This is a genomic window from Streptomyces sp. NRRL B-1347 (assembly GCF_000720325.1).
Taxonomy (GTDB): Bacteria; Actinomycetota; Actinomycetes; order Streptomycetales; family Streptomycetaceae; genus Streptomyces.
In genome coordinates, this window is the sequence record NZ_JOJM01000027.1 from 69,118 (window position 1) to 94,485 (window position 25,368).

The window sequence follows — 25,368 nt, forward strand, 5'->3', positions numbered from 1 at the left end:
CTGGGACCGGTACGCGTGAGCGCATCGGCAGAGGGGCGCGAACGAGCGCGGCCGGGCGACGCCGACTGCGGCGTCCCCAGGCCGCGGCGCACGCACCGCGGCTCGCCCGCCGGGCGGGAGCGTCAGACGCTCGCGCCCAGCATGGCGTTGATGCGCTGCGGGTCGCCACAGACGATCAGCAGGGTGCCGGCCCGGCCGAGCGCCACGGGCAGGGCCGCGGCCTCGGCCTCCTCGCTGCCGCCGTTCAGCGCGACGACGACCGCGGGGCGGGTCGTGGCGCGGGACAGTGCGGCGGAGTCGGCGTAGAAGACGTCGTCACCGGCGTCGTGCTGGGCCCAGTAGGCGCCCTCGCCGAAGGACAGCTCGTGCACGGCCCACGGGTGCGGCTCGCCGGTGGTGACCACCAGGACCTCACCCGGAGCACGGCCCGAGTCCAACAGCAGGTCGACGGCTTCCTCGGCGGCGTCGAGGGCGCCGTCGGCGGAGGCCGGGATCAACTGGATCTGCGGAACCACGGCGCCGTCGGCCGAGGTTTCAGGGGCAGCCGGAGCGGCAGGCTCCGGCTGTGCGGCCGGGGCCTGCGGCCCTGGCTTGACGGCCGGCTCGCGCGTCGTGCGCTGCGCGGGCGGCATCGGCCGCGCGGGGCCGGGGCGGCCCGGGCGCGACGGAGCCGCGGGACGCGGACCGGGTACGGGGCGGGGGGTCGGCGCGGTGCGGCCGTTGGCCGAAGCGGCGCGGGGACCCTGGGCACTCTCGTGAATCTGAGGCTCCTCGGGAATGAGAGGCATGCGTTGTTGTCTATCAAACGCCGATGCGACACGCGTCGGCGGGTGGCACTTGAGTGCGACCGGAACTGCGGAAAACATCAGAAGTCAAAGCCGAGCTGGCCCTGGATTTCCGGAACGTTTCCCTCCGCCCAGCTGCGGGCCTTCTTGAGGTGCCGCCACTGGGGCAGCGCATCAAGATACGCCCACGAAAGCCGGTGGTACGGGGTGGGTCCCCGTTCCGCCAGCGCGGCCTTGTGCACCGGCGACGGATACCCGGCGTTGGCCGCAAAACCGAAGTCTGCATGTTCGATGCCCAGTTCGGCCATCATTTTGTCGCGCTGAACCTTGGCGATCACCGACGCCGCCGCGACGGCCACGCAGGACTGGTCGCCCTTGATGACCGTACGGACCCGCCACGGGCTTCCGAGGTAGTCGTGCTTCCCGTCGAGAATGATCGCGTCCGGCCGGACCGGCAGGGCTTCGAGGGCGCGGACCGCGGCGAGCCGCAGCGCCGCCGTCATGCCCAGGTCGTCGATCTCCTCGGGCGAGGAGTGCCCCAGAGCGTGCGCCGTGACCCAGCCCGTCAGCTCCTGGGCGAGCTCGGCCCGCCGCTTGGGGTTGATCAACTTGGAGTCGGTGAGCCCCGCGGGTGGCCTGCGCAGTCCCGTGACCGCCGCACAGACGGTGACCGGGCCCGCCCACGCTCCGCGTCCGACCTCGTCGACACCGGCGACGATCTTCGCTCCGGTGGTGGCGCGCAAGGAGCGCTCGACGGTATGGGTGGGTGCTTCGTACGGCATGGCGCCTGACAGCGTACGCCGCCGATGACCACTCGCGACACCCCGGTCCTCTCAGCCCCCGACAGGTTCGCGCCACGGCTTCCGCCGACGCCGTGCGGCCGCTCCCTCCAGGCAGCCGCATTCCGCTTCCCCGCACCCCGAGAGCAAGCCGCCACGGGCGGGCCACCGCACACCTCACGGCGGCTTACGCACGGACCCAGAAAAGAACCCACGGTGGGCCCGCGAAGGCGCCGCGAGGGCACACGGGGACGATCCACGGAGTCCTACGGCCGAAGCAGCGGGACCATGACCTGGTCGATGAGGTCCGTGAACTCCTCGTCGGGCCATTCACTGCCGCACACCTTGGAGCGGTACATCATCATCGCCGGAATCACCTCGCAGACGAACTTGTCCGTCGCTCCGGAACGGACCTCTCCACGCTCGATTCCGCGGCGCATGACCTGTCGGATGAGTTCCACACTCGGCTCGATCACGCCCTCGACGATCACGCCGTGGAAGCGCTCAGCGGTTGCCGTGTCACATTCGTGAAGGACTGAAAGCAGGGCGTAACCGGGTCGCGAGGTCATGACCGCACGCATCTGGCGGCACAGCTGCAGAAGGTCCTCCCGGACGCTGCCGCAGTCCGGCACCTCGTCGAGCTTGGGCAGTCCGGTCTGCAGGGCCTGGATGACGAGGTCCTCCTTGGACGGCCAGCGCCGGTACACCGCGGCCTTGCCCGTCTGGGCACCCGCGGCCACGCCTTCCATCGTGAGGCCGTTCCAGCCGACCGTACTGAGCTGCTCCAGCGCGGAATCGAGAATCGCGCGCTCCAGCACGGGCCCCCGGCGGCGCGGGGAGACCACCCGAGCGGAAGCGGTCTTCCAACGCGAAGTAGGCATCTACATCTCTCCGTTGAGGGTTCGAGGCAGCTCCCAGTGAACGGTTGCGTTCACTCTCCGGGGTTCACTACCGTGAGACGCGGCAGTGAACGGATGCGTTCACTAACGCACTTGCGGGGGTCTCATAGTGACAACCTCTCAGTTAAGGCAAGATCAAAAGCCCGGCGCCGCCCGCCGGGAAGGACATCCCGGCGTGGCCCTCACCATCATCGCCGCCTGCCAACTCATGGTGGTCCTGGACGCGACGATTGTGAACATCGCGCTCCCGCACATCCAGGACGCGCTGGAGTTCTCGACGACGGACCTCACCTGGGTCGTCAGTGCGTACACCCTGACTTTCGGCGGGCTGCTGCTGCTCGGCGGCCGTGCCGGTGACATCCTCGGCCGCCGCAGGGTCTTCATGGCCGGCATCCTGCTCTTCACCCTCGCCTCGCTCCTCGGCGGATTCGCCCAGGAGCCGTGGCAACTCCTCGCGGCACGCGCCCTGCAGGGCGTCGGCGGCGCCATCGCGTCGCCCACGTCACTCGCGCTGATCACGACGACGTTCCCCGAAGGTCCGGCGCGGAACCGCGCGTTCGGTGTGTTCGCCGCCGTCTCCGCGGGTGGCGGCGCCATCGGCCTGCTGGCGGGCGGCATGCTCACCGAGTGGCTCGACTGGCGCTGGGTGCTGTTCGTGAACGTCCCCATCGGTGTCCTGATCGCGTTCCTGACCCCCCTCTACATCAGCGAGTCCGAGCGGCACCCGGGCCGCTTCGACTTCGTGGGCGCCCTGACCTCGACCGCCGGTATGGCCTCGTTGGTCTACGGCTTCATCAGGGCGTCCGAGGAAGGCTGGCGCGACGGCCTCACGCTGGGGTCGTTCGGGGCGGCCGTCGTGCTGCTCCTGGCGTTCGCCCTCATCGAGAGCCGCGCCAAGGAGCCGATCACTCCGCTCAGGATGTTCGCCGACCGCAACCGCTCGGGCACGTACGTGATCATGCTGAGCCTGGCCGCGGCGATGTTCGGCATGTTCTTCTTCATCGTGCTCTTCGTCCAGAACGTCCTGGACTACACGCCCATCCAGGCGGGCCTGGCCTTCTTGCCCGTCACGGCCGCGATCGTGATCGGCGCGGGCCTCTCGCAGCGGCTGCTGCCGGTACTCGGGCCCAAGCCGTTCATGGTGACGGGCTCGTCGATCGTCGCACTGGGGCTCGGTTGGCAGACGTTCATCACTCCGGACAGTTCGTACCTCGGTGGGGTACTCGGCCCGATGCTGCTGTTCGGCTTCGGCATGGGGCTGAACTTCGTGACCCTGACGCTGACGGCGGTCTCCGGAGTCGCCGTGCACGAGGCGGGCGCCGCGTCGGGCCTGCTCAACGCGACCCAGCAGGTGGGTGGCTCGCTCGGCCTCTCCATCCTGACCACGGTCTTCGGTACGGCGAGCCGGGACGAGGCCAAGGAGCAGATCCCGGACTTCATGGCGAAGGCCTCACCGGAGCAGAAGGCGGCCTTCGCCAAGTCCGGCGAGCTCCCGGCGCCGTGGGGTCATGAGGTGCTGTCCCAGGGCATCTCGACGGCCTTCCTTCCGGCCGTCGGCATGGCCGTGCTCGCCCTGGTGACCGCCCTGGTGGTCATCCGCGTGCGCAAGAGCGACCTGGACGCGCTCGCGGGTACGGCGAGCGCCGCGGGCCCCTCCGGAGGCTGAGGCCAGCCACGTGCGTGCCGGACCGTCCGCTGCGGCGAGGCGGACCTGGCACGCACGTGAGTCGTCGGTCCCACCGGCGAGGCATCCGGAACGCCGCAGCCCTATCCGCGGCCCCTCCCAGGCACGGCAACCGATCCGCCTCGCCCCGGGCACGCCCTCCATGGAGGAGACGGCCCAGCGTCAGCCAGCCTCGGTCGGCACCCAATCAGGCAGTGCCTCTGTCCGCTCCAGCCACAGCGTCGGCGGCTTCCCACCGGCGGCCGCCACGACCCCTCCGACGATGGCGCAGGTGGTGTCCATGTCGCCGCCCACAGCTGCGGTGGCCCAGAACGCCCGCTCGTAGTCGTCCAGCGCGCGGGCCGCCGACCACAGCGCGAACGGCACCGTGTCATGCGCGGTCGTACGGCGACCGCATCCGAGGACGGCGGCGACGGTCCCGGCGTCGTCGTAGTCGAGCATGTCCCGGGCCCTACGAAGGCCTGCGCCCACGGCGCTGCGGGGCACCAGGGCGATGACGCCGTCGAGGAGCGCCTTGGAGGTCGGCGGCCCTGCCGGGTCGGCCGCAAGCGCGGCCGCGGCGGCGACCGCCATGGCCCCGACGACGGCCTCCCTGTGCTGGTGGGTCGTATAGGCCGAGATCTCCGCCTGGTGCGTGGCCTGCTCCGGGTCGGTGGCGTACCAGGCGCCGAGCGGCGCGATCCGCATGGACGCGCCGTTGCCCCAGGAGCCCTGTCCCTTGAACAGGGCGGAGGCCAGCTCACGCCAGTCCCCGCCGCTCCGGATCTGGTCGAGGAGACGGGTGACGGCCGGGCCGTACCCCCGGTCCACGTCATGGTGCTCGGCGAAGGAGCGGGCCAGCGCGTCCTGGTCGACGCGGCCGTGCTTGGTGAGGACGGCCAGCACGGAGCACGCCATCTCGGTGTCGTCGGTCCAGGGCCAGGGACCGTCCGGCAGCTCGCGCCGTTTGAGCAGTGGATAGCGGGCGGGCGTGAAGAACTGGGAGCCCAGCGCGTCTCCCACGGCCAGGCCGCGCAGGCTCGCCAGGGCGCGGTCCAGGCGCCGGTCGGGAGAGAGGTCAGCGGTCATCGCCCTGTCACTCTATCCGGTGATGCCGTACGGCTCCGGCTCACGCCAGCGCTCGAACGGTCGGTCGAGTGTGTACTTGCCGTTCTCCCCGAGCAGCAGCGTCCGCGTCTCGCCGTTGCCCGGGTTGGACAGCGATTCGAAGTCGGCCACCGTCCAGTGGAACCAGCGCATGCAGAACAGGCGCATGGTCAGCCCGTGCGTGACGAGCAGGACGTTCGGCGGGTGATCGGGGGCCTCGAAGCTGCGGTAGAGGCTCTCCAGGAAGGATCCGACCCGGTCGTAGACATCGGCTCCCGACTCGCCCTGGGCGAAGCGGTAGAAGAAGTGCCCGTAGGCGTCGCGGTAAGCCTTCTGGAGCCGGACGTCGTCCCGGTCCTGCCAGTTCCCCCAGTCCTGTTCCCTCAGCCGGGGCTCCTCTCGTACGCGCACCTGCTGGGGTTCCAGGTGGAAGGCCCGCAAGGTGTCGTGGGTGCGGCGGTACGGCGAGACGTACACGCTGACCCGTTCCTGGCCGAAGAGCTCCCGCAGCCCTTTCCCGGTCTCCTCGGCTTGGCGCCACCCCGTCTCGGTCAGGGCGAGCGCGTGGTCAGGCTCGCGCTCGTACACGGTGTCGTCGGCGTTTCCTGCCGACTCGCCGTGCCGGACGAGGACGATGCGCCGCGGTCGTGCCATGGGTCGACCCTAGATCGGCCGCTGCGGGCATGGGTCAGCCGGGTAGCCGGCCGGACTCCATCCGGCGTATTCGGCCGGTGAAACGGCTCCGGAGGAGTCGGTCGTGCGAGACGACCACCAGGGCGCCGGTCCACCGGTCGAGGGCCTGCTCCAGCTCCTCGACCAGCGTGAGGGCCAGATGGTTGGCCGGTTCGTCGAGCAGGAGCAGATCGGCGGGGCGGGCGAGCAGCCGCGCGAGGGCGAGCCTGCGGCGCTGCCCGGCCGACAGCGATCCCACGGGAACGTGCAGGTCGCGGGGCCGGAACAGACCATAGGACAGGAGCAGTTCGGCCTGTTCCTCCTCGGTGAGCGGCAGGCCTCTGCCGAAGGTCTCGAGCACCCGCTCGGCGGGGCGGCGCACCGGGATCTCCTGGGCGAGGTAGCCGATGCGGCCGCGGCGGACGACCGTGCCCTCGTCCGGTTCGAGTACGCCCGCCAAGGTGCGCAGGAGCGTGGACTTCCCGGCGCCGTTGCCCCCGTGGACGAGCAGGTGCTCACCTGCGGAGACCGTGAGCTCCGGTACCTGGAGGCGGTCTCCGATCCGCACGTCCCGGAGCGTCACCAGAGGCCCTTCGACCGCTCCGGCCGCGGGGCGCGCGGTGAACCGCAGCGGCTCCGGCGGCTTGGGCACGGGCTGCTCGTGCAGGCGGCGAAGCCGCTCCTGGGCATTGCGGACGCGGCTCGCGATGGATGCCTGCACCCGGCCTCCGGCCCGGTCGTACGCCATCTTGTTGTTGTCCTTCATGGCACGGCCTCCGGCCACGGCGTGGGCCGTGGTCGCCGTGAACTCTTCGAGACGCCGCACTTCCTCGCACCACTCGGCGTGGGCCTGCTCCCAGCGCTGCCGGGCGGCAGCGCGCTCGGCGAGCAGCCCCCGATAGCCGTCCCCGTAGCGCACGACTGCGCGGCGGGCTTCGTCCACTTCGAGGATCGCGGTGGCGACGCGCTCCAGGAACGTGCGGTCGTGCGAGACCGCGACGACTGTGCCCCGGTGGGCGAGCAGGGCGGTCTCCAACCAGTCCAGCGCGCTTTCGTCGAGGTGGTTGGTGGGCTCGTCGAGGAACATCACCTCAGGTGCCGCGGCGATCAGGCAGGCCAGTCCGAGTCTCGCCTGCTCACCGCCGGACAGGCTGCCCAGACGGCGGTCTCGGTCGATGTGTGCGAGCCCGAGTCCGTGCATGGCCTTGTCGACGCGCGCGTCGGCCTCATAGCCACCGCGCAGTTCGAAGGCGGTGAGCAGGTCGCCGTACTCCTCCAGCACCGTGCCGGATGCCGCTTCGAGGTCCGCTTCGAGGTCGCGCAGGCGTCGCTCCATGGAGCGCAGGTCGGCCAGAGCGGCGTCGATCGCATCGCCGACGCTGCGGTCGGCGGGCAACTGGGGTGTCTGCGCCAGAAACCCGGCGCCTCCCTCAGCGACCGTCACCGCCTCGCCCTCATCGGGGTGCGTACGCCCCGCGAGGAGGTGCAGGAGCGTGGACTTGCCTGCGCCGTTCTCCCCGACGATCCCCACGCGCTCCCCCGGGCGCACGGTGAAGGAGACATCGTCGAACAGCAGACGGTCACCCCTGGTCTTGGTCACGTCGCGCACTGAGATCTGAGTAGGCATGGACATCCCCCGCTTTCGCACAACTCGCATCCACCCGGCAACAAGCTAATGCAACGCTTGTCGCATTACGATGAGTGTGACACGGCGGCCTCGCTAACGCAACAGAAGTAGTGATTGGATGTCCACTCATAATCTGCGCAGAGGGAGAGCGATGACAGACGAGACCGTTCCTGCTGGTCAGGGTCGCGAGACCAGACACATGAACAAGTCCGGGCGGGCTGGCGCGGCCGATCGATCCAGTGCGGCTGATCGATCCGACACAGGCGATCGATCGGACACGGGCGGGAGGTCAGACACGGGCGGGGAGTCCGGCACGTGCGGGGAGTCCGGCGCGGCCCGAGGGTCCGACATGGCCGGAAGGTCCGGCACGGCTCGGGGGTCCGGTCGATCCGGCGCAGCCGGGCAGGCGACACGAAGCGCCGCCCCCTCACCGCGCAGAGGCAAGCCGACGAGCCGAGCCCGGGCAAACGACACAGCTTCCGACCGGGTGGACGACGCCACTGCCGACCAGCCCGACGCAGGCGCCGCCGAAGCGGCCCCGAACCCCGCAGCCCCGCGCCCCGCCCCCGGCACCAGCCGCCCCGGCGGACGCACCGCCCGCACCCGCGCGGCAGTGCGCGACGCGGTACTGAGCGGCCTGGGCGACCACGGCTACCCCGGCCTCACCATCGAGTACGTGGCGGAGCACTCCGGCGTCCACAAGACGACGCTCTACCGCCGCTGGGGCGGTCTGGAAGGGCTGGTGGCCGACGCCCTGGACATGGCGGGCGAGGACACCTGGACGCCACCGGACACCGGCACACTGGAGGGCGATCTGCGCGCACTCGCCCGCGAGGTCGTGGACGCGTTCGACGACCCGTCGAAGGCGGCCGCGCCGACCGCGTTCATCGCCGCGGCCTTCCAGTCCCCCCGCGCGGCCGATGCCCTGCGCGCGTTCTACACCGAGCGGTTCACGCGCTGCGAGGCCGTGATCGCGCGCGCGGTCGCGCGCGGTGAGGCGACGGCGGACACCGACGCGGCGGCGCTCGTCCGGGCCGTGTCCGCGCCGCTCATGCTGCGCCTGTTCATCACCCGGGAGCCCATCGACACCGCGCTCGCCGATCAGTCGGCAGCCGCGGCGGTGGCCGCCACGCGCGCGGGGGCGTTCGACCGGCCCGGCGACCGACCCAGTACCCCGGAGAACCGCTGACACCTCGGCCGCCACGCGCGCGTGGTGCTCGCCAGGCGCTGGCGTTGCCGTCACTGGCGGACTACGCGCCCAAAGGGCTCGCCCTCAGTAAGGCCCGGCCCTCCGGGCAGCACCTCAGTGGGGCTTGCGTGCGCTCCGGGCAGCAGCCTGCCGCAGGTCCCAAGAAGCCCCCGGCTCCGAGGCCGTGGCCAACCGCGTCACACCGTCCAGGACGGCTCCAGCTCCACGACATCACCCGCGAGCGCCGCGACATCGGCCTCCGTCTGCGCGCGCAGCGAGAGCCGTTCCACCCGCTCGGCGCGGTACTTGCCGTGCTCGGCGGCGGACTGCCACATCGACAGGACCAGGAATTCGTGCCCGGGGGCTTCTCCGAAGAGCCCTCGGACCATCCCCGGCGAGCCGGCCATCGCCGGGTTCCAGACCTTCTCCTGCATCAGCGCGAAGTGTTCGACCCGCTCCTCATGGACACGGCAGTGCGCCACGCGCACCACGTCGGCGTCCGTGAAGCGCGGCTCGAAGCCTGTCTTCACGTCGAAACGGTGGTCGAACAGTTTGACCTGGATGTCTCTGTAGGTGCCCACCTGCGCCGACGCGAGCCGGTCGTGCGAGCGCGCCATGAAGGAGTCGTAGAAGGCGCGGCCCTCCCAGAACGCGAAGATGTGCGCCACGTTCGGCCGACCACGACTCCATCCCCCGCCCTGTCCCCGAAAACCCGGCTCCCCCAGAAGCCCCGCCCACTTTCGCTGCGCCCGCTCGAATCCCCGGCGGTCCACGACGGTGCAGCGAATCCACTTGACCAGCACCGCGCCATCGTACGGTGCGGCGCGTGGCGCGGGTCACGCTCCCGGGTAGTGCCCCCGGATCAGGTCAGCGAGCTCCTCGTCGCTGAGCTCGATACCGAACTCGCGCACGAGGACGTCCCCCAACTCGCCTCCGGTTACGCCTCGTTTCTCCAGTTCGCCGTCGGGGGCTGTGACAGCCAGCTCCGTGCCGGTCAGCCGAAGACGCGCCTCCGGGGTGGCCTTTTGCAGGATGGGACGGCGGACGAAGGGGGACGTGGGGTGGGTGGAGATGTAGTGGTTCATGACGGCGTAGTCGACGGGAAGGCACGGGGTCGACGTGTACGAGTAGAGGTCGAACCAGCCGTCGGGGTGCTCGGTCCGCAGCACCATCGCTCCGTCCTCGCCCTTCAGGCTGAACCGCCATGCTCCTTGGCGCTCTTCGACGCCGTCGCGCATCAGGAGGGGCTCGAGCAGCCCTTCGCCGCCGAAGCCGACGTCGCAGTGCCACTGCTCACCGTCCGCCTCGACCTTCAGGAGCATGTGCGTCACCGGGCGCACAGACGACGATCCCGCCCTGATGCGGGCGCCGAGTCCCGTCACGGAGAAGCCGAAGCGTTCGAGCGCCGCAGCGAACAACAGGTTCTGTTCGTAGCAGTAGCCGCCGCGCCTGCGGCGCACCATCTTGTCCTGCAGAGCGGCCACGTCCAGCAGGACGGGACGGCCGAGCATGATCTCGAGGTTCTCGAAAGGGATGGCCGTCACGTGGGCACGGTGCAGCGCACGCAGCGTCGCCAGATCCGGGTTCGTCTCCCCCTGGTAGGCGATCCTGGCCAGATAGGCCTCGACGTCCAGTTCCTTCTCGTTCCATGTCACGGAACAATGATCACCACGGGGGCGCTCGATGCAAAGCCAAGGATCATGACGCCGTTGTCAGTGGGAAGCCTTAGCGTGTCCGTAGCACTGGCAACCGGCCGACGGTGAGGGGGAGTTCGGTGAGCAACATCAGGAAGGGGCTGACGAAGGTCGAGGTCGGCCTGAGATGGGACCCGAGCCCTCTCGGTACCGCGGCCCACGACCTGGACATCGTCGCCGCGACGTACACCGCCGATGACCCCTACGGCAGCCCCGCCTACCTCGTGCACTTCGACAGCCGCTCCCCGGACGGCACGATCACGCTCAGCAGGGACAGCAAGACCGGCCAGGGTTTCGGCTACGACGAGGTCATGGTCCTGGAGCTGGCGAGGCTCGCCGAGAGGTACGTGCGCGTGGTGGTCGGCGTGGCCATCCAGCAGCCTCCGGAAGGCAGGGTCTTCGGGGACATAGTGAATGCCTCGGTCCGGATCCGGGAGGGGTACACGGACCTCGTCGAGCACGACTTCACGGAGGTGGCCGGTTCCACGGCCTCCGTGGTCGCCGAGTTCGCCCGGGATCAGCCGGGCGGGCCCTGGGCGTTCCGCGAGCTGCTCCGCGGCTTCGACACCGACCTGGCGTCCTTCACGTCCGCCATGGGCGGCGTCCGCTGAGAACGCGATGAGGGGCGGCGGACCCAAAGGCCCGCCGCCCCTCATCTCACGGCGTCATGCGGTCAGCTGCAGCCGCTGGTGGAGCCGCAGCCCTCACAGATGTAGCACGAGCCGGCGCGCTGCATCTTCGTACCGCAGGAGAAGCACAGCGGCGCGTCGGCCTGGATGCCCAGCTGCATCTCGACGAGCTCGGCGCTGGTGTGCGCCTGCTGCGGAGCGGGCACCTCGGCCTTCGCCACCGGGGCGACGACGGCCTTCAGAGTCTCCGTCTGGCGGGGAGCGGACTGGGCCAGGCCCTCCACGTCGACGTCCTCGTCGGCCGGCTCGTACGAACCGGTCTCCAGGTGGCGCTGACGCTCCTCGGCGGAGTGGATGCCGAGCGCGGAGCGGGTCTCGAAGGGCAGGAAGTCCAGCGCCAGGCGGCGGAAGATGTAGTCGACGATCGACTGCGCCATCCGCACGTCCGGGTCGTCGGTCATGCCGGCCGGCTCGAAGCGCATGTTCGTGAACTTGGAGACGTACGTCTCCAGGGGCACGCCGTACTGCAGGCCCACGGAGACAGCGATGGAGAAGGCGTCCATCATGCCCGCGAGGGTCGAGCCCTGCTTGGACATCTTCAGGAAGACCTCGCCGAGACCGTCGTCCGGGTAGGAGTTCGCGGTCATGTAGCCCTCGGCGCCGCCCACCGTGAAGGAGGTGGTGATGCCGGGACGCCCCTTGGGCAGACGCTTGCGGACCGGGCGGTACTCGACGACCTTCTCGACGGCCTCGCGGATCGTCGCCTCGGTCTTCTCGGTCACCTCGGCCTTCTCCTGCTCCTTCTTCTTGGCGGAGAGGGGCTGGCCGACCTTGCAGTTGTCGCGGTAGATCGCGAGCGCCTTGACGCCCATCTTCCAGGCCTCGAAGTAGACCTCTTCGACGTCCTCGACGGTCGCCGTCTCCGGCAGGTTGACCGTCTTGGAGAGGGCGCCGGAGATCCAGGGCTGGATGGCGGCCATCATGCGGACGTGGCCCATCGCGGAGATGGAGCGCTCGCCCATGGCGCAGTCGAAGACCTCGTAGTGCTCGGTCTTGAGGCCGGGGGCGTCGATGACGTTTCCGTTCTCGGCGATGTGCGCGACGATCGCCTCGATCTGCTCCTCCTGGTAACCCAGGCGGCGCAGGGCCTGCGGCACGGTGCCGTTGACGATCTGCATCGAGCCGCCGCCGACCAGCTTCTTGAACTTGACCAGGGCGAGGTCGGGCTCAAGGCCGGTGGTGTCGCAGGACATCGCGAGACCGATGGTGCCGGTCGGCGCGATGACGGACGCCTGAGCGTTACGGAAACCGTTCTTCTCGCCGAGGCGGACGACGTCCTGCCAGGCCTCCGTGGCGGCGGCCCAGATCGGGGTGTCCAGGTCGTCCATGCGCACGGCCGCGGTGTTGGCGTCGGCGTGCTGCTTCATGACGCGCTGGTGCGGCTCGGCGTTGCGGGCGTAACCGTCGTAGGCGCCAACGACCGCGGCGAGCTCGGCGGAGCGCTTGTACGACGTGCCGGTCATCAGCGACGTGATGGCACCGGCGAGGGCGCGACCGCCGTCGGAGTCGTACGCGTGGCCGGTGGCCATCAGCAGGGCGCCGAGGTTGGCGTAGCCGATGCCGAGCTGGCGGAAGGCGCGGGTGTTCTCGCCGATCTTCTGGGTCGGGAAGTCGGCGAAGCAGATGGAGATGTCCATCGCCGTGATGACCAGCTCGACGACCTTGGCGAAGCGCTCGGACTCGAAGGACTGGTTGCCCTTGCCGTCGTCCTTGAGGAACTTCATCAGGTTCAGCGAGGCGAGGTTGCAGGACGTGTTGTCCAGGTGCATGTACTCGCTGCACGGGTTCGAGCCGTTGATGCGGCCGGACTCCGGGCAGGTGTGCCAGGCGTTGATCGTGTCGTCGTACTGGATGCCCGGGTCGGCGCAGGCCCAGGCGGCCTCGGCCATCTTGCGGAAGAGGGACTTGGCGTCGACCTCTTCGATGACGTCGCCGGTCATGCGGGCGCGCAGGCCGAACTTGCCGCCGGACTCCACGGCCTTCATGAACTCGTCGTTCACGCGGACCGAGTTGTTGGCGTTCTGGTACTGGACGGACGTGATGTCGTCGCCGCCCAGGTCCATGTCGAAGCCCGCGTCGCGCAGCGCGCGGATCTTCTCCTCTTCCTTGACCTTGGTCTCGATGAAGCCCTCGATGTCGGGGTGGTCGACGTCGAGGATGACCATCTTGGCCGCGCGGCGGGTGGCGCCGCCCGACTTGATCGTTCCTGCGGAGGCGTCGGCACCGCGCATGAAGGAGACCGGACCCGAGGCGTTGCCTCCGGAGGACAGCAGTTCCTTCGAGGAACGGATGCGGGAGAGGTTCAGGCCGGCGCCGGAGCCGCCCTTGAAGATCATGCCCTCTTCCTTGTACCAGTCGAGGATCGACTCCATGGAGTCGTCGACGGACAGGATGAAGCAGGCGGAGACCTGCTGCGGCTGGGGCGTGCCGACGTTGAACCACACCGGCGAGTTGAAGCTGAAGATCTGGTGCAGGAGGGCGTACGCCAGCTCGTGCTCGAAGATCTCGGCGTCCGCAGGGGAGGCGAAGTACTTGTAGTCCTCGCCGGCCTTCCGGTACGTCTTCACGATGCGGTCGATGAGCTGCTTGAGGCCGACCTCACGCTGCGGGGTGCCGACCGCGCCCCGGAAGTACTTGCTCGTGACGATGTTGACCGCGTTCACCGACCAGAAATCGGGGAACTCGACGCCACGCTGCTCGAAGTTGACCGAACCGTCGCGCCAGTTGGTCATGACGACGTCACGGCGCTCCCAGGCCACCTCGTCGTACGGGTGCACGCCGGGGGTCGTGTGGATGCGCTCGATACGCAGGCCCTTGCCGCCCTTGGCTCCCTTGGCGCGGGAACCTCGTGCGGGGCCGCTCGTCGTCTCGGTCATGCCGCCTCCCTGTATCAGGCTAAAACGCCCTGAAGTGCCGCGTTCTTCCCGCAGCACGGTGTGTGTCTTGCGTCGCGAGCGCCTCTGGGCGCCTCGCGACAGGTCTGGTTCGCCGCCGAACCGTCGGTCCGACGGTCAGTCGGCGGCAGTGGCAGGCTGCGGGACTTCTGCAGTCCCTCCGGGCCCGCGGCCGGTCGCGGCACGCTCCGCGCCGGAGCTGTCCGGCGCGCGGTCACCCCGCTCCTCGCACCGGTCCCTCAGCTCCACGATCGCGGCCTCGAAGTCCTCGAGCGAATCGAACGCCCGGTACACGGACGCGAAGCGCAGATAGGCGACGAGGTCGAGCTCCTGCAGCGGACCGAGTATGGCGAGGCCCACGTCATGAGTGGTCAGTTCGGCGCTGCCCGTGGCCCGCACCGCTTCCTCGACCCGCTGGCCCAGCTGAGCCAGCGCGTCCTCCGTCACCGGTCGCCCCTGGCATGCCTTGCGGACGCCATTGATGACCTTGGTACGGCTGAAGGGTTCGGTCACGCCGCTGCGCTTGACCACCATCAGTGAGCACGTCTCCACCGTCGTGAAACGGCGCGAGCAGTCCGGGCACTGACGGCGCCTGCGGATCGACGTGCCGTCATCGGTGGTGCGGCTGTCGACTACGCGGCTGTCGGGGTGCCTGCAGAAGGGGCAGTGCATGGAACTCCAACCCTCCTTCACGGCACGACTCACAAGCCTCTGCGGACCCTTGAGGCCCTCGAAGCAGCCCCAAGCATAGGCGATGCCAGACCCCCCGAAGGACCGGGGACCACAACTTCTGGGCTGCGGTCGCAATCCAACCACTAGATCTGGGGTTTGCCGGAAATTTCGACGCCATCGCGTGTCGCGCCGGTCGCCCCCGCGCGCCGCGCCGTCCATCCCTTGCGCGCCTTGGGCCCGGCCACACCAACGCCACCCGAGAGAGGCTGGTGCGGGGTTGACGCGGCCGCGGATGGCACTATGGGAGCCTCACTCGAGAGGGTTACGACCCCGGCGGTGAAGCGTACCGTAATGAACCGAAATGCCTTTCGGCTCGATCGTTAGCTATACACCCGGACACATGATCACGGCAGGCAATCTGCGTTTTTTCACTCGAACGTGTGTTTGGCGCAACCTTTCGAAAGCAACTACCGTTGGCTAACTAGGGAGAACATCTCGAGAGGGGCCGACCGACGTGACCACCACCGCAGACAGCGCCACTATCAGTGCCCAGGACCGCTCCCGGAGCCGATTCGAGCCGGTGCATGCCATGAATGACGCAGCCACGAACCAGGAGGGGCCCAAGCCCACTCGCTCCCTGCCGGGCCGACCTCCAGGAATCCGCGCCGACAGCTCGGGGCTCACGGACCGCCAGCGCCGGGTGATCGAGGTCATCCGGGACTCGGTGCAGCGGCGCGGCTACCCGCCGTCGATGCGGGAGATCGGGCAGGCGGTCGGCCTCTCCAGCACCTCGTCGGTGGCACACCAGCTGATGGCTCTCGAGCGCAAGGGATTCCTGCGCCGCGACCCGCACCGCCCGCGCGCGTACGAGGTCCGCGGCTCGGACCAGCCCAGCACCCAGGCCACCGACACGACCGGCAAGCCCGCCGCCTCGTACGTCCCCCTCGTCGGCCGCATCGCCGCGGGTGGCCCCATCCTCGCCGAGGAGTCCGTCGAGGACGTGTTCCCCCTCCCCCGGCAGCTCGTCGGCGACGGTGAGCTGTTCGTCCTCAAGGTCGTCGGCGACTCCATGATCGAGGCCGCGATCTGTGACGGCGACTGGGTGACGGTCCGCCGCCAGCCCGTCGCGGAGAACGGCGACATCGTCGCCGCGATGCTGGACGGCGAGGCCACGGTCAAGCGCTTCAAGCGCGAGGACGGCCACGTCTGGCTGCTGCCGCACAACGCCGCGTACCAGCCGATCCCCGGCGACGAGGCCACGATCCTCGGCAAGGTGGTGGCGGTCCTCCGCCGGGTGTGAGCCTGTGCCCCCGACCGGGCCCCGGAACCCACTGCGCCGGTTCCGGGGCCCTGCTCTGTGCCCTGGCGCTCTGCTCTCTGGGCCCGGGCACTCCGGGCTTGTGCCCTGGCACTCCGGCGGGGGATCAGGGCACGCCCAGGTTCATCCTGAAGGGGCTGGGAGGGACGCAACGGGCACCGGGGTGGCCCGGCCCGTGAAGGGCAGTTCCCAGCGCCTTGTGGCGCCGCCCGATGGCACAGCGGACTGATGGCGCGGCGGCCCGCGCCTACGCGCCCTCGTCTCGCCTACTCGCTCTGCTCCTGAGCCACCGCGGCGATCGCCGCCAGTGAGCGGCGCACCTGATTGCGGTCCGTGGTGTACCAGAAGTCCGGAAGCGACGCCCGCAGATAGCTGCCGTACCGGGCCGTGGCGAGGCGCGGGTCCAGGACCGCGACGACACCGCGGTCCCCCGACGCCCTTACGAGACGGCCGGCGCCCTGCGCCATCAGCAGAGCGGCATGCGTCGCCGCGACCGCCATGAAGCCATTGCCGCCCGCCTCGTCCACGGCCTTCTGGCGGGCGCTCATCAGCGGATCGTCCGGGCGCGGGAACGGAATCTTGTCCATGACCACCAGCTGACAGCTGGTGCCCGGCACGTCGACGCCCTGCCACAGCGAGAGCGTGCCGAACAGGCAGGTCTGCTCGTCGGCCGCGAAGTTCTTGATCAACTCGCCCAGGGTCTCCTCGCCCTGGAGCAGGATCGGCATGTCGAGGCGCCCGCGCAGCTCCTCGGCAGCAGACTGCGCCGCACGCATCGAGGAGAACAGACCGAGCGTGCGCCCGCCCGCGGCCTCGATCAGCTCGGCCAGCTCGTCGAGCATGTCGTCGCGCGTGCCGTCGCGCCCCGGGCGGGCCAGGTGCTGGGCGACGTACAGGATGCCCTGCTTGCGGTAGTCGAAGGGCGAGCCGACGTCCACGCCCTTCCACACCGGGGCGTCATCGGCCCGGGTGCCCTCGGGGGCGAGGCCCAGGGACGCCCCCACCCCGTTGAAATCGCCGCCGAGCTTGAGGGTGGCGGACGTGAGGATCACCGAGCGGTCGGTGAAGAGCTTCTCCCTGAGGAGGCCCGACACCGACATGGGCGCCACCCGCAGGGAGGCGCCGAAGCGGTCGTGGCGCTCGTACCAGACGACGTCGTACTCGGAGCCGGTCGTGATGCGCTCGGCCACGTCGTGGATGGTCTCCACGGAGGCCAGGGCCTGCTTGCGGACGGCGTCCTCGTCCTGGACCGACTTGTCGCGGGTCGTGCCGAGCGCAGTGATGACCGCGCGGGCGGCGTCACGCAGGGCCATCAGCGCATAGCCGAGGTCCTCCGGGATCTCCTCCAGGCGGCCGGGCAGCGCCAGCTCCATCAGCCGCTCGAAGCCCTCCGCAGCCGTCTGGAGCTGGTCCGCGACCTTCTCGTCGACGAGCTTCGCCGCGCGGCGCACCGCGCGGTTGACCTGTCCCGGAGTGAGCTCGCCGGTGGCGACGCCGGTCACGCGGGAGACCAGTTCGTGGGCCTCGTCCACGATCAGCACTTCGTGCTGCGGGAGGACCGGGGCGCCCTCGATCGCGTCGATGGCAAGGAGGGCGTGGTTGGTGACCACGACCTCGGCGAGCTTGGCGCGCTCGCGGGCCGCCTCGGCGAAGCACTCCTGGCCGTACGCGCAGCGGGAGGCGCCCAGGCACTCCCGGGAGGAGACCGACACCTGGGCCCAGGCGCGGTCGGAGACACCGGGGGTGAGGTCGTCCCGGTCCCCGTTCTCGGTCTCGTCCGCCCAGTCCCGCAGGCGCAGCAGGTCGCGGCCGAGCTTGCTGGTGGGGGCTGCCGCCTCGAACTGGTCGAAGAGGCCCTCTTCCTCCTCCTGCGGCACGCCTTCGTGGAGGCGGTGCAGACACAGATAGTTCGACCGGCCCTTGAGCATGGCGAAGTCGGGGCGGCGGCGCAGCAGCGGATGCAGGGCGTCCACCGTCCGCGGCAGGTCCCGCTCCACCAGCTGGCGCTGCAGCGCCAGGGTGGCCGTCGCGACGACGACCCGCTCCCCGTGGGCCAGCGCGGGCACCAGATAGCCGAGGGACTTGCCGGTGCCGGTGCCGGCCTGGACCAGCGCGTGGGAACCGTCGTCGATCGCCTCGGCGACGGTCTCGGCCATGGTCACCTGGCCAGGGCGCTCCGTGCCTCCGACGGCGGCGACGGCGGCGTGCAGGAGCTCGGGGAGTGAGGGCTTCGTCATAGCCCGACCACCCTACGGTGCCCCACTGACAACACCGTGCTCAAGGCTGGTGGAGCGGGTTCGGCACGGTCCCGTGAACGGCGGCGTGCGGGCGCTCGGCGCGGTCGCGGTAGCCGTCGAGGTGGAGTCGGTTGCGGTTCAGGCAGAGCCGATCGATACGGGGAGTGAGCAGGTCGAACATCTCGTAGCGCTCTTTGAGCTCGGGGGCGCGCGCCTGGTGGCGCAGGATCTCGGCGCGGACGAGGGCCCAGAAATCGGATTCGGTGACACCCAGTTGTTCCTCGCACAGCGGTGCCAGATAGCGGAAGACGCCGACGAAGAGCCCGGCATGGATGAACTGGGTGAGGAAGGCGGGGGGCTCGGTCAGCAGGATGTCGCGTACGGCGGGAGGCATGGAGTCGTGCTCCGGCACGCGCTTGGCACTGACGTTCACGTCGTCTACGAAGTCCTTCACCGCGAGCCGTACCGGGACGTCACTGTCGTCGAAAACGACGATGGCGTTCTCACCGTGGGGCGAGAACACCGTGCCGTACCGGTAGAGGAACTGCAGCAGAGGCGGCAGGAGCGCCGCGAACAAGTGGTTCAGCCAGACGGTCGGTGCAAGGCCGGAGCGCTCGACGAGTTCGGCGACGACAGCACGCCCCTGCGGGTCGGTGTGCAGCAGACAGGCGAGAGTACGGGCGCGCTCCCCCGGCGCGAGGTAGCGCGTGAGGGGCTCGCGCCAGATGGCTCCCAGCAGTTCCTTGTACTGATAGGGAACTTCCGGCAGCGAGTCGTATACGGGGTGCTCGACCGCTACGGATGCGACCTCTCCGAGGAGGATGACTCGGCACTCGTCGCGCAGGAACGGGTCGGTGTCGCGCAAGGCGTGCACCCAGGAGGTGACGGCCGGGGCGGCGAGGGTGCGCTCCGTGGGCAGACCACGCCACACCAGGGTGTTGAGGACCGACAGTGGCAGCTTGATGGTGTGCCGGTCGGGGTGCGTGGTGTTCAGGAACGTACGGATGGACTGCTGGGGCAGGCGCAGGTCGCCGTCGGTCGGCAGCGGGACGACCTTTCCGGCGGCGACGGACGGGGCGAAGAGGGGCAGCACGACGTCGTCCCACTGCCAGGGGTGCACCGGCAGGTAGAGGTACTCCTCCGGATCGAGCCCCCGAGCGCGGAGTATGGCGGCGTAGGACTCCTCTGTGGCAGGGGTGAGTTCGCGGGCGTAGAGCTTGTCGGAGGTGTCCAGGCCGGTCACGCCCCGGTAGGTGGCGAGGCTGGTGTGGACCGCGATCCAGGGGATCGACGCGCTGGTGCAGGCCTCGGGTGCCCAGTGCCGGGCGTCGGTCGCGGAGAACCCGATGCGGCCCTTGTTGAGGACGAGCCAGGGGTGGCCGGTCTGGTGGCCTTCGAGTTCCGCGTATCCGAGGTCGGCCAGCTCGGCCGCGCTCAGCGCGCCGTGGTCGAGGCGGGTGTCCGCGCTGAGGGTGATCGTCAGTTCACGGATGAGGTGGCCGAGCGTGGCGCCGTCCAGGCCGAGGGTGCGGCGCGCGGCGGTCAGGAACCGCAGCGGGTCGGTCAGCGGCCGGGGCCGGTCGGCGCCTTCGGCGAGGGCAAGGCTGGCCGGGTCCACGCGCCAGTTGCCGTAGGCGCCGCGCCGGGCGCGGAAGGTGAGGAGGGGGCGGGGCTGCTCGCCCGCGGGGAGTTCGTCGAGGTGGAGGTGGTACGCCCCCGAGTCCTCGTCCGCGGAAACGGGCTGCCCGCCTGCGAGGCCGGGCTGCCCATCTGAGAGACCGAGCTGCCCGTCTGCGGAAACGAGCTGCCCGTCTGCGGAAACGGGCTGCCCGTCTGCGGGAACAGGCTGCCCGTCTGCGGGAACGGGCTGAATGATCTCCTCGTACGCGAACTCGCTGATGATCTTGGCGAGCAGCCGTCGGCCTGCTTGCTCCCAGCGTTCCTGTGTCAGCTCGGGCGGGTCGTAGAGCGCGGCGGTGTCGTGGCGTTTGTGGGGGCCTGAGGGATTCGGCACGGGGACTCCTCTGGGAGGGAACCGGATCGGGTCGAGCGGTGTATGAGAAGTGAGCAGGTCGCGGTGAGTCGCTGTGAGCAGGGTCAGTGAGTCGGTGTGAGCAGGTCAGAGCAGGTCGCGCAGGGCCCGGTCACGGATCATCAGCGCGGCCCGCTTGTCGGGCAGGTCGACCTCGGCAGCGAAGCGGAAGCCGGCGCTGAGAAAGGCGGAGACGGAGGGGGTGTTGCGCAGGTCCGGTTCAGCTACGACACGTGCGCAGGAGGGGCGGTGGTCGAGTACGAGATCGGCGACGGCTCTGATCAAGGCGCTGCCGAGTCCTCGGCCGCGGTCGGCGACGCTACCGATCAGGAGGTGAATTCCGGTGTCGTGCGGGCGGGCTGGGTAGTGGCGTGCCAGTGGATCGAGGTCGGCACGGTAGATCTCCCAATAGCTCATGGGGGTGCCTTCGAGGACACCGAGGCACGGGACGCTGCGTCCGTCCCCGTCGAACTGGGCACGTAGGTGCGCCTCTGTGACGGACAGGGGTCCGGCGAGTTCCCAGAACGCGGCGACGGCTGGGTCGTTCATCCACCGGCTGATGAGCGTCAGGTCGTCTTCGGTTCGGACGGGCACGAGTTGGAAGGTGCCGGTGTCGGTGCCTTTCGGGCTCCAGGCTGCGATGTGGTCGAGGAGGTCCGCTGGTGCCGGGGTGCCCGCCCCGTCGCCCCCACCTGCCGCCGGGAGTGCGTCGCCGCCGGTGCCGGTTGCCGCGCGGACCGCCTGCCCGTCGCTCTGGGTGGTCAGCGTGCCGAGTTCGTCGGTCAGCCGCAGGTCGAGGGTCTCTTCGAAGTCCGTCGCGCCCGCGGTGGCGGGCCCGGTTCCGGCGTCAGTGCTCGCGTCGGTGGGAGGCACGACGTCGCTCCTCTCGGCAGGGGGCGGGTTCAGTGGGGGCCGGGTGTGGTCCTCAGGGGTGGGTCATGACGGGCAGGGGGCAGGGGCGATGGCGAAGTGGAGGTTCACATGTGGAGAGGGTTGGCGATGGTGACGTAGACGGATTGGGTGTCGACGGGTCCGACCAGTTCGTCGAGGCCGTGCAGCCGGGTCAGCAGGTTGGCCTTGCAGCGCAGGACGGGTGAGTCGAGCAGTCGGGCGGGCAGGGGGGTGCGCAGTCGGCCGGGTCCTGAGGCCGCGTCGGTGAGGAAGCGTCGGAAGGCGGCGAGCAACAGGCGTTCGTCAGCGAGGCGTTGGGACCCGAGGGCTCCGATGAGGCCGAGGACGTTGTTGATGCCGAGGTAGTAGGCGAAGCGCTCGTCGGTCACCGCGTCGGAGACGAAGGTGTCGCTGTGCTGCCCGATGCCGGGGAGGCGCTTCTCCAGCTCGGCGCGGTGGGATTCGCGGAAGTAGTAGCCCTGGTTGTCCCGGTAGCGCCCGCCGGTCGGCCAGCCTTCGGAGTCGAGCAGTAGCAGGGTGTTCTGCTGGTGGGCTTCCAGGGCGACGCCTGCCTCGCTGTCCAGCCACAGCACGGGGCGTACGACGCTTTCGAGGTAGCGCAGGAACCACTCCGTGGCCACGGCTCCGCGGGGTCGGCCGGTGTGCCCGGCGAGGCGGGTGATGATCTCGGCGAGCCGGGAGCGCAGCGGCGGCCGGTCCTGGCCGCTGAGCTGGTCGGTGGGCCGGGGCGAGACGAGGCCGGCGATGCAGGTGGCGTCGTCGGTGGGGCCGAAGGGGTTGTGCCGGATCATGACGTCGAGCCCGGCGACGGGGTTGCCGTCGGCTCCGGTGACGGCCAGCCAGGCCGGGTCGCGGATCACGTCGAAGCCGGGGTGGACGGCCTGCCACTGTTCGCCGAGGCCGCTGCGCAGCAGTCGGTGGACCTCGACGCCGCGGTGGAGTTCTTTGTGGAGGTTCTCACGACGGGAGTTGGTGATGCGCAGGCCCAGCGACAGCTTCAGCATGGCCGGGGCGCCGGACCGGTAGAGGGTGCGTACGGAGGAGGTGGGGCTCCAGGGCGCACCGTGCGGGCCGCAGTCCTTGAGGAGTCCGGCGGCCAGGAGCTCGGCGGCTTCGGGGCGGTGCTTGAGTTCCCGCATCTGCCAGGGGTGCACGGGGAGCAGGGCGTGGCCGTCCGGCGGTGCCAGACCGGGACCGGCCAGGCGTGCGGTGAGCCGGTCGGCCGGGACGGTGCGGCCCCGCTCGGTCCAGGCCGAGGCCATGGCCAGGACGGAGGGGTCGACCGCCAGCCAGTGCAGTGGGAAGGAGCCGCGCAACTCCGGTGAGTAGAGCCGGGATTCGGTACTGGAGAGGCCCTCGCGGCTCTTCGGGGTCGGGTGCAGGGGGTGACCGAGAAGGAGGGATTGTTCGGCGGCGAGGAAGCGGTCGGGGGTGTCGTCCAGGTTCTCCCGGCGGCCGGCGAGGAAGTCGGCGGTGCGGCGGACGGAGTCGGCGACGCGGGCGACGAGTTCGGCGCCGTCTGCGGACTCTTGGGCTGCGGGCGAGGACGTCCTGGGTACGTCGGGCGTCGCGGTTCCGCCGGTGGCTGGGTTTGATCCAGCGAGGGCTCCGGCCGGGGCAGGTGCGGTCGCGTCCGGTGCCGGGAGGCCCGTAGGTGGCTGCCGGGTGGGCATCTGAGGGCTGGGCGGCTGGCCCGTGGCATCTGGGGCCAGGGCCTTGCTCTCCGTTGCCTCGCCCTGGGGCGCCTTCGCCTCGGGCGCCGTCACCCCCGCTGCCTGGGGAGCCGATGACGCCTCACCCGACACGACTGGAGGGGTCAACTCCGGCTCTGCCTCTGCCTGTTCCTGACCGCTCGGGGAGTCGGCCTGCTCTGCGCGAGGGGCACCGGTGGGCTTGGGGGCGGACGGGCTTTCCTCCGTGGACGCGGACTCGCGGGTCAGGAGGGCCGCGACCGTGACCGCGTCGACCGGGGGCGCGGAGTCGGGGCCGTCCTCCAGGTAGGGGAGGCCGAAGCGGTGCCAGCCGGTCGGGGACCAGTAGTCGACGGGGACCAGCAGGGCGGTGCCGCTGGCGTGGAGGGGGATGCGGAGGGAGCCGTGGTCGGGCGCGGCGATGGCGTTCTCCCGCACCCAGCAGCGCAGCAGGTTCTCGACGGCGGCGGCCTGTGCGGCGACCTGCGGGTCGGGGTGGTCGAGGAGGTCGGCGGTGTGGTGCGGCAGGCGCTTGGCCTCGTAGGTCCTGCCCTTCTGCTGGGGGACTGTGCCGGACTCCGCAGCCAGCGGGGATTGCGTGCCGTAGGCGCCTGAAGGGTGCGGTTGGGGACGGCCGTCGGGTGCGGGGGTGGCGTTCAAGGGGCTTCCTTGCGTGGTGTCGGGCTCCGTGTGGCGACGGGCAGGGGCTGGGACGAGGGGGTGGGACAGGAGAAGCGGTCGGCTGCCGCCGGGGCAGTCCGGTTCCGTCGTGATCAGCGAGGAAGGGGGCGGCGGGCAGTGGGGCGTGGGCGGCGGTGGCTACCTGTGCTGGGCGCGTGTCGCTGTGGCGAGCGCGTCGGCGAGGCGATCGAGGACGGCGGTCGCCTGTTCGTCGGTGATGGTGAGGGGAGGCAGGAGCCGTACGACGCTGGAGTGGCGGCCGCCGAGTTCGACGATGAGTCCGCGGCGCAGGCACTCCCGCTGCACGGCGGCGGCGAGTTCGGGGGCCGGTGGGTGGGGACGGCTTTGCGGAAGGTCGTGTGCGGTGTCGCTCGGGCGCTGATGGAGGTCGGCGTGTTCACCCGCCATGCCCTCGTCGGACTGGGAGGGGTGCGGGTGAGCGCCTTCAAGTCGGGCGCCCGCGGATCGGCCGCCTGCTGCGCGGGGGCCGCCCTGACGTGCGGCGGGGACCGTGCGGGCGGAGCCGGAGTGGTGGTCACGTACGGCGGAGTCGGGCGCGGTTTCGGTCCGCCCGTCCACCACCGCCGAAGACGGGTCGTCGTTTCGGGAGGCACTCCGCGGCTGGTCGAACTCACCACCGTGCAGGATGGTTTGGCGTCCGGTCGGGTCGACCAGTTCGACGCCGAGCATGAGGCCGCGTCCGCGTACGTCGCCGATGCTGGAGTGCTCGTGGGCCAGGGAGCGCAGCCCGGCGAGCATGCGGGCGCCGAGGTCGGCGGCACGTTCGGCGAGGCGGTTCTCCCGGACATAGGCCAGGGTCGCCGCGCCCGCCGCCATGGCGAGCTGGTTGCCGCGGAAGGTGCCCGCGTGGGCGCCGGGCGGCCAGACGTCGAGGTCGTCGCGGTAGACGACGACGGCGAGCGGCAGGCTGCCGCCGATGGCCTTGGAGAGGACGAGGACGTCGGGGGTGACGCCGCTGTGCTCGACGGCCCAGAAGGCGCCGGTCCGGCCGACGCCCGTCTGCACTTCGTCCGCGATGAGCGGAATGCCGCGGGCGGCCGTGATGTCGCGCATCCGGCGCATCCAGGCGTCGGGGGCCGGGAGCACGCCGCCCTCACCCTGCACGGGTTCGACGATCATCCCCGCCGGGGCGGGGACGCCGGACTTGGAGTCGTCGAGCACGCTCTCGGTCCAGCGGGCCGCGAGTTCGGCGCCGCGGGGACCGCCGATGCCGAAGGGGCAGCGGTAGTCCTGCGGATAGGGCAGGCGCGCCACTCGTACGTCCCGTGCGCCGCCGGATGCTTCGAGCGCCCCCGCCGTCATGCCGTGGTACGCGCCGGTGAAGGCGAGCAGCCCTTCGCGCCCGGTGGCGGCGCGCACCAGTTTCAGGGCCGCCTCCACCGCGTCCGTGCCCGCGGGACCGCAGAACTGGACGCGTGCGCGCTCCGCGAAGCCGCGCGGAAGGGTGCGGAACAGCTCGGTGGTGAAGGCGTCCTTGACCGGTGTGGCCAGGTCGAGGACGTGCAGGGGCGCGCCGGAGTCGAGGACCGCGCGGATGGCTTCGAGGACGACGGGGTGGTTGTGTCCGAGGGCGAGGGTGCCCGCGCCGGAGAGGCAGTCCAGATAGCGCTGCCCGTCGGCGCCCTCGATCGTCATCCCCCGCGCGCGGACGGGCACGATCGGCAGGGCGCGCGCATAGGTGCGCGCGGCGGACTCGCGCGCCGACTGACGGCGCAGAATCCCTTCGTGCGCCGCGGACACCACCGCGGGGACAGGATCGGTCACGGCCACGGCTGTTCGTCCTCCCGCTGGGACTGGGCAGGTGCC

At 70.5% G+C, this 25,368-nt stretch carries 19 protein-coding genes; 4 read left to right on the forward strand and 15 right to left on the reverse strand.

The window, feature by feature from the left end; translation table 11 throughout:
* Positions 1 to 122: 122 nt before the first annotated feature.
* The 3 genes from IG74_RS0122940 to IG74_RS0122950 form a co-directional block, all read right to left on the reverse strand.
* Positions 123 to 788 carry a hypothetical protein gene (locus IG74_RS0122940; protein WP_078868972.1) on the reverse strand — a complete coding sequence of 222 codons (666 nt, stop codon included), beginning with the start codon at positions 786 to 788 and terminating at the stop codon, positions 123 to 125.
* 77 nt (positions 789 to 865) lie between these two features.
* Entirely contained in the window at positions 866 to 1,567 is a 702-nt protein-coding gene (locus IG74_RS0122945) for a ribonuclease HII (RefSeq protein WP_030680441.1), read from the reverse strand.
* A 263-nt stretch (positions 1,568 to 1,830) separates the two neighbouring features.
* Entirely contained in the window at positions 1,831 to 2,445 is a 615-nt protein-coding gene (locus IG74_RS0122950; protein ID WP_030680444.1) for a TetR/AcrR family transcriptional regulator, read from the reverse strand.
* 127 nt (positions 2,446 to 2,572) lie between these two features.
* On the opposite strand from IG74_RS0122950, the gene IG74_RS0122955 reads away from it, so the two are divergent.
* The gene (locus IG74_RS0122955; RefSeq protein ID WP_030680447.1) at positions 2,573 to 4,129 is read left to right on the forward strand and encodes an MFS transporter; all 1,557 of its coding nucleotides are present in this window, start codon (positions 2,573 to 2,575) and stop codon (positions 4,127 to 4,129) included.
* 180 nt (positions 4,130 to 4,309) lie between these two features.
* Here the strand turns inward: IG74_RS0122955 and IG74_RS0122960 are convergent, their stop codons facing one another.
* From IG74_RS0122960 to abc-f, 3 genes are read right to left on the reverse strand one after another with little or no spacing between them, the layout of a single operon-like run.
* On the reverse strand, positions 4,310 to 5,215 hold the full coding sequence (locus IG74_RS0122960; protein WP_030680450.1) for an ADP-ribosylglycohydrolase family protein: 906 nt from the start codon (positions 5,213 to 5,215) through the stop codon (positions 4,310 to 4,312).
* Positions 5,216 to 5,227: 12 nt separating this feature from the next.
* Entirely contained in the window at positions 5,228 to 5,887 is a 660-nt protein-coding gene (locus IG74_RS0122965; protein WP_030680453.1) for a histidine phosphatase family protein, read from the reverse strand.
* Between the two features lie 34 nt (positions 5,888 to 5,921).
* A complete protein-coding gene (abc-f, locus tag IG74_RS0122970) occupies positions 5,922 to 7,532 on the reverse strand; it encodes a ribosomal protection-like ABC-F family protein (protein WP_030680455.1) in 1,611 nt (536 codons plus the stop codon).
* Positions 7,533 to 8,019: 487 nt separating this feature from the next.
* On the opposite strand from abc-f, the gene IG74_RS0122975 reads away from it, so the two are divergent.
* Positions 8,020 to 8,721 (forward strand): TetR/AcrR family transcriptional regulator, encoded by a 702-nt coding sequence (locus IG74_RS0122975; protein ID WP_051855174.1) that lies wholly within the window; start codon positions 8,020 to 8,022, stop codon positions 8,719 to 8,721.
* Between the two features lie 197 nt (positions 8,722 to 8,918).
* Here the strand turns inward: IG74_RS0122975 and IG74_RS46080 are convergent, their stop codons facing one another.
* Entirely contained in the window at positions 8,919 to 9,524 is a 606-nt protein-coding gene (locus tag IG74_RS46080) for a YdbC family protein (protein ID WP_037825915.1), read from the reverse strand.
* 33 nt (positions 9,525 to 9,557) lie between these two features.
* A complete protein-coding gene (locus tag IG74_RS0122985; RefSeq protein ID WP_030680464.1) occupies positions 9,558 to 10,376 on the reverse strand; it encodes an arylamine N-acetyltransferase family protein in 819 nt (272 codons plus the stop codon).
* Between the two features lie 119 nt (positions 10,377 to 10,495).
* On the opposite strand from IG74_RS0122985, the gene IG74_RS0122990 reads away from it, so the two are divergent.
* Entirely contained in the window at positions 10,496 to 11,026 is a 531-nt protein-coding gene (locus IG74_RS0122990; protein WP_030680467.1) for a TerD family protein, read from the forward strand.
* Positions 11,027 to 11,088: 62 nt separating this feature from the next.
* Here the strand turns inward: IG74_RS0122990 and IG74_RS0122995 are convergent, their stop codons facing one another.
* Both IG74_RS0122995 and nrdR read right to left on the reverse strand, forming a co-directional pair.
* Positions 11,089 to 13,980 (reverse strand): vitamin B12-dependent ribonucleotide reductase, encoded by a 2,892-nt coding sequence (locus tag IG74_RS0122995; RefSeq protein ID WP_030680471.1) that lies wholly within the window; start codon positions 13,978 to 13,980, stop codon positions 11,089 to 11,091.
* 135 nt (positions 13,981 to 14,115) lie between these two features.
* Positions 14,116 to 14,670 carry a transcriptional regulator NrdR gene (nrdR, locus tag IG74_RS0123000; protein ID WP_030680473.1) on the reverse strand — a complete coding sequence of 185 codons (555 nt, stop codon included), beginning with the start codon at positions 14,668 to 14,670 and terminating at the stop codon, positions 14,116 to 14,118.
* Between the two features lie 514 nt (positions 14,671 to 15,184).
* Between nrdR and lexA the strand changes: the two genes are divergently transcribed.
* On the forward strand, positions 15,185 to 15,970 hold the full coding sequence (gene lexA / locus IG74_RS0123005; RefSeq protein WP_030680474.1) for a transcriptional repressor LexA: 786 nt from the start codon (positions 15,185 to 15,187) through the stop codon (positions 15,968 to 15,970).
* 284 nt (positions 15,971 to 16,254) lie between these two features.
* Here lexA and IG74_RS0123010 read toward each other — a convergent pair whose 3' ends face one another.
* The 5 genes from IG74_RS0123010 to IG74_RS0123030 form a co-directional block, all read right to left on the reverse strand.
* The gene (locus tag IG74_RS0123010) at positions 16,255 to 18,225 is read right to left on the reverse strand and encodes an ATP-dependent DNA helicase (RefSeq protein ID WP_030680475.1); all 1,971 of its coding nucleotides are present in this window, start codon (positions 18,223 to 18,225) and stop codon (positions 16,255 to 16,257) included.
* A gap of 40 nt (positions 18,226 to 18,265) precedes the next feature.
* Positions 18,266 to 20,239: an IucA/IucC family protein gene (locus IG74_RS0123015; RefSeq protein WP_030680476.1), complete on the reverse strand. Its 1,974-nt coding sequence runs from the start codon at positions 20,237 to 20,239 to the stop codon at positions 18,266 to 18,268.
* Positions 20,240 to 20,344: 105 nt separating this feature from the next.
* Entirely contained in the window at positions 20,345 to 21,130 is a 786-nt protein-coding gene (locus tag IG74_RS0123020; RefSeq protein ID WP_030680479.1) for a GNAT family N-acetyltransferase, read from the reverse strand.
* 104 nt (positions 21,131 to 21,234) lie between these two features.
* Positions 21,235 to 23,520, reverse strand: coding sequence for an IucA/IucC family protein (locus IG74_RS0123025; protein ID WP_030680484.1), 2,286 nt, complete (start codon positions 23,518 to 23,520; stop codon positions 21,235 to 21,237).
* 159 nt (positions 23,521 to 23,679) lie between these two features.
* On the reverse strand, positions 23,680 to 25,326 hold the full coding sequence (locus IG74_RS0123030; RefSeq protein ID WP_420709932.1) for a diaminobutyrate--2-oxoglutarate transaminase family protein: 1,647 nt from the start codon (positions 25,324 to 25,326) through the stop codon (positions 23,680 to 23,682).
* Positions 25,327 to 25,368 lie beyond the last annotated feature (42 nt).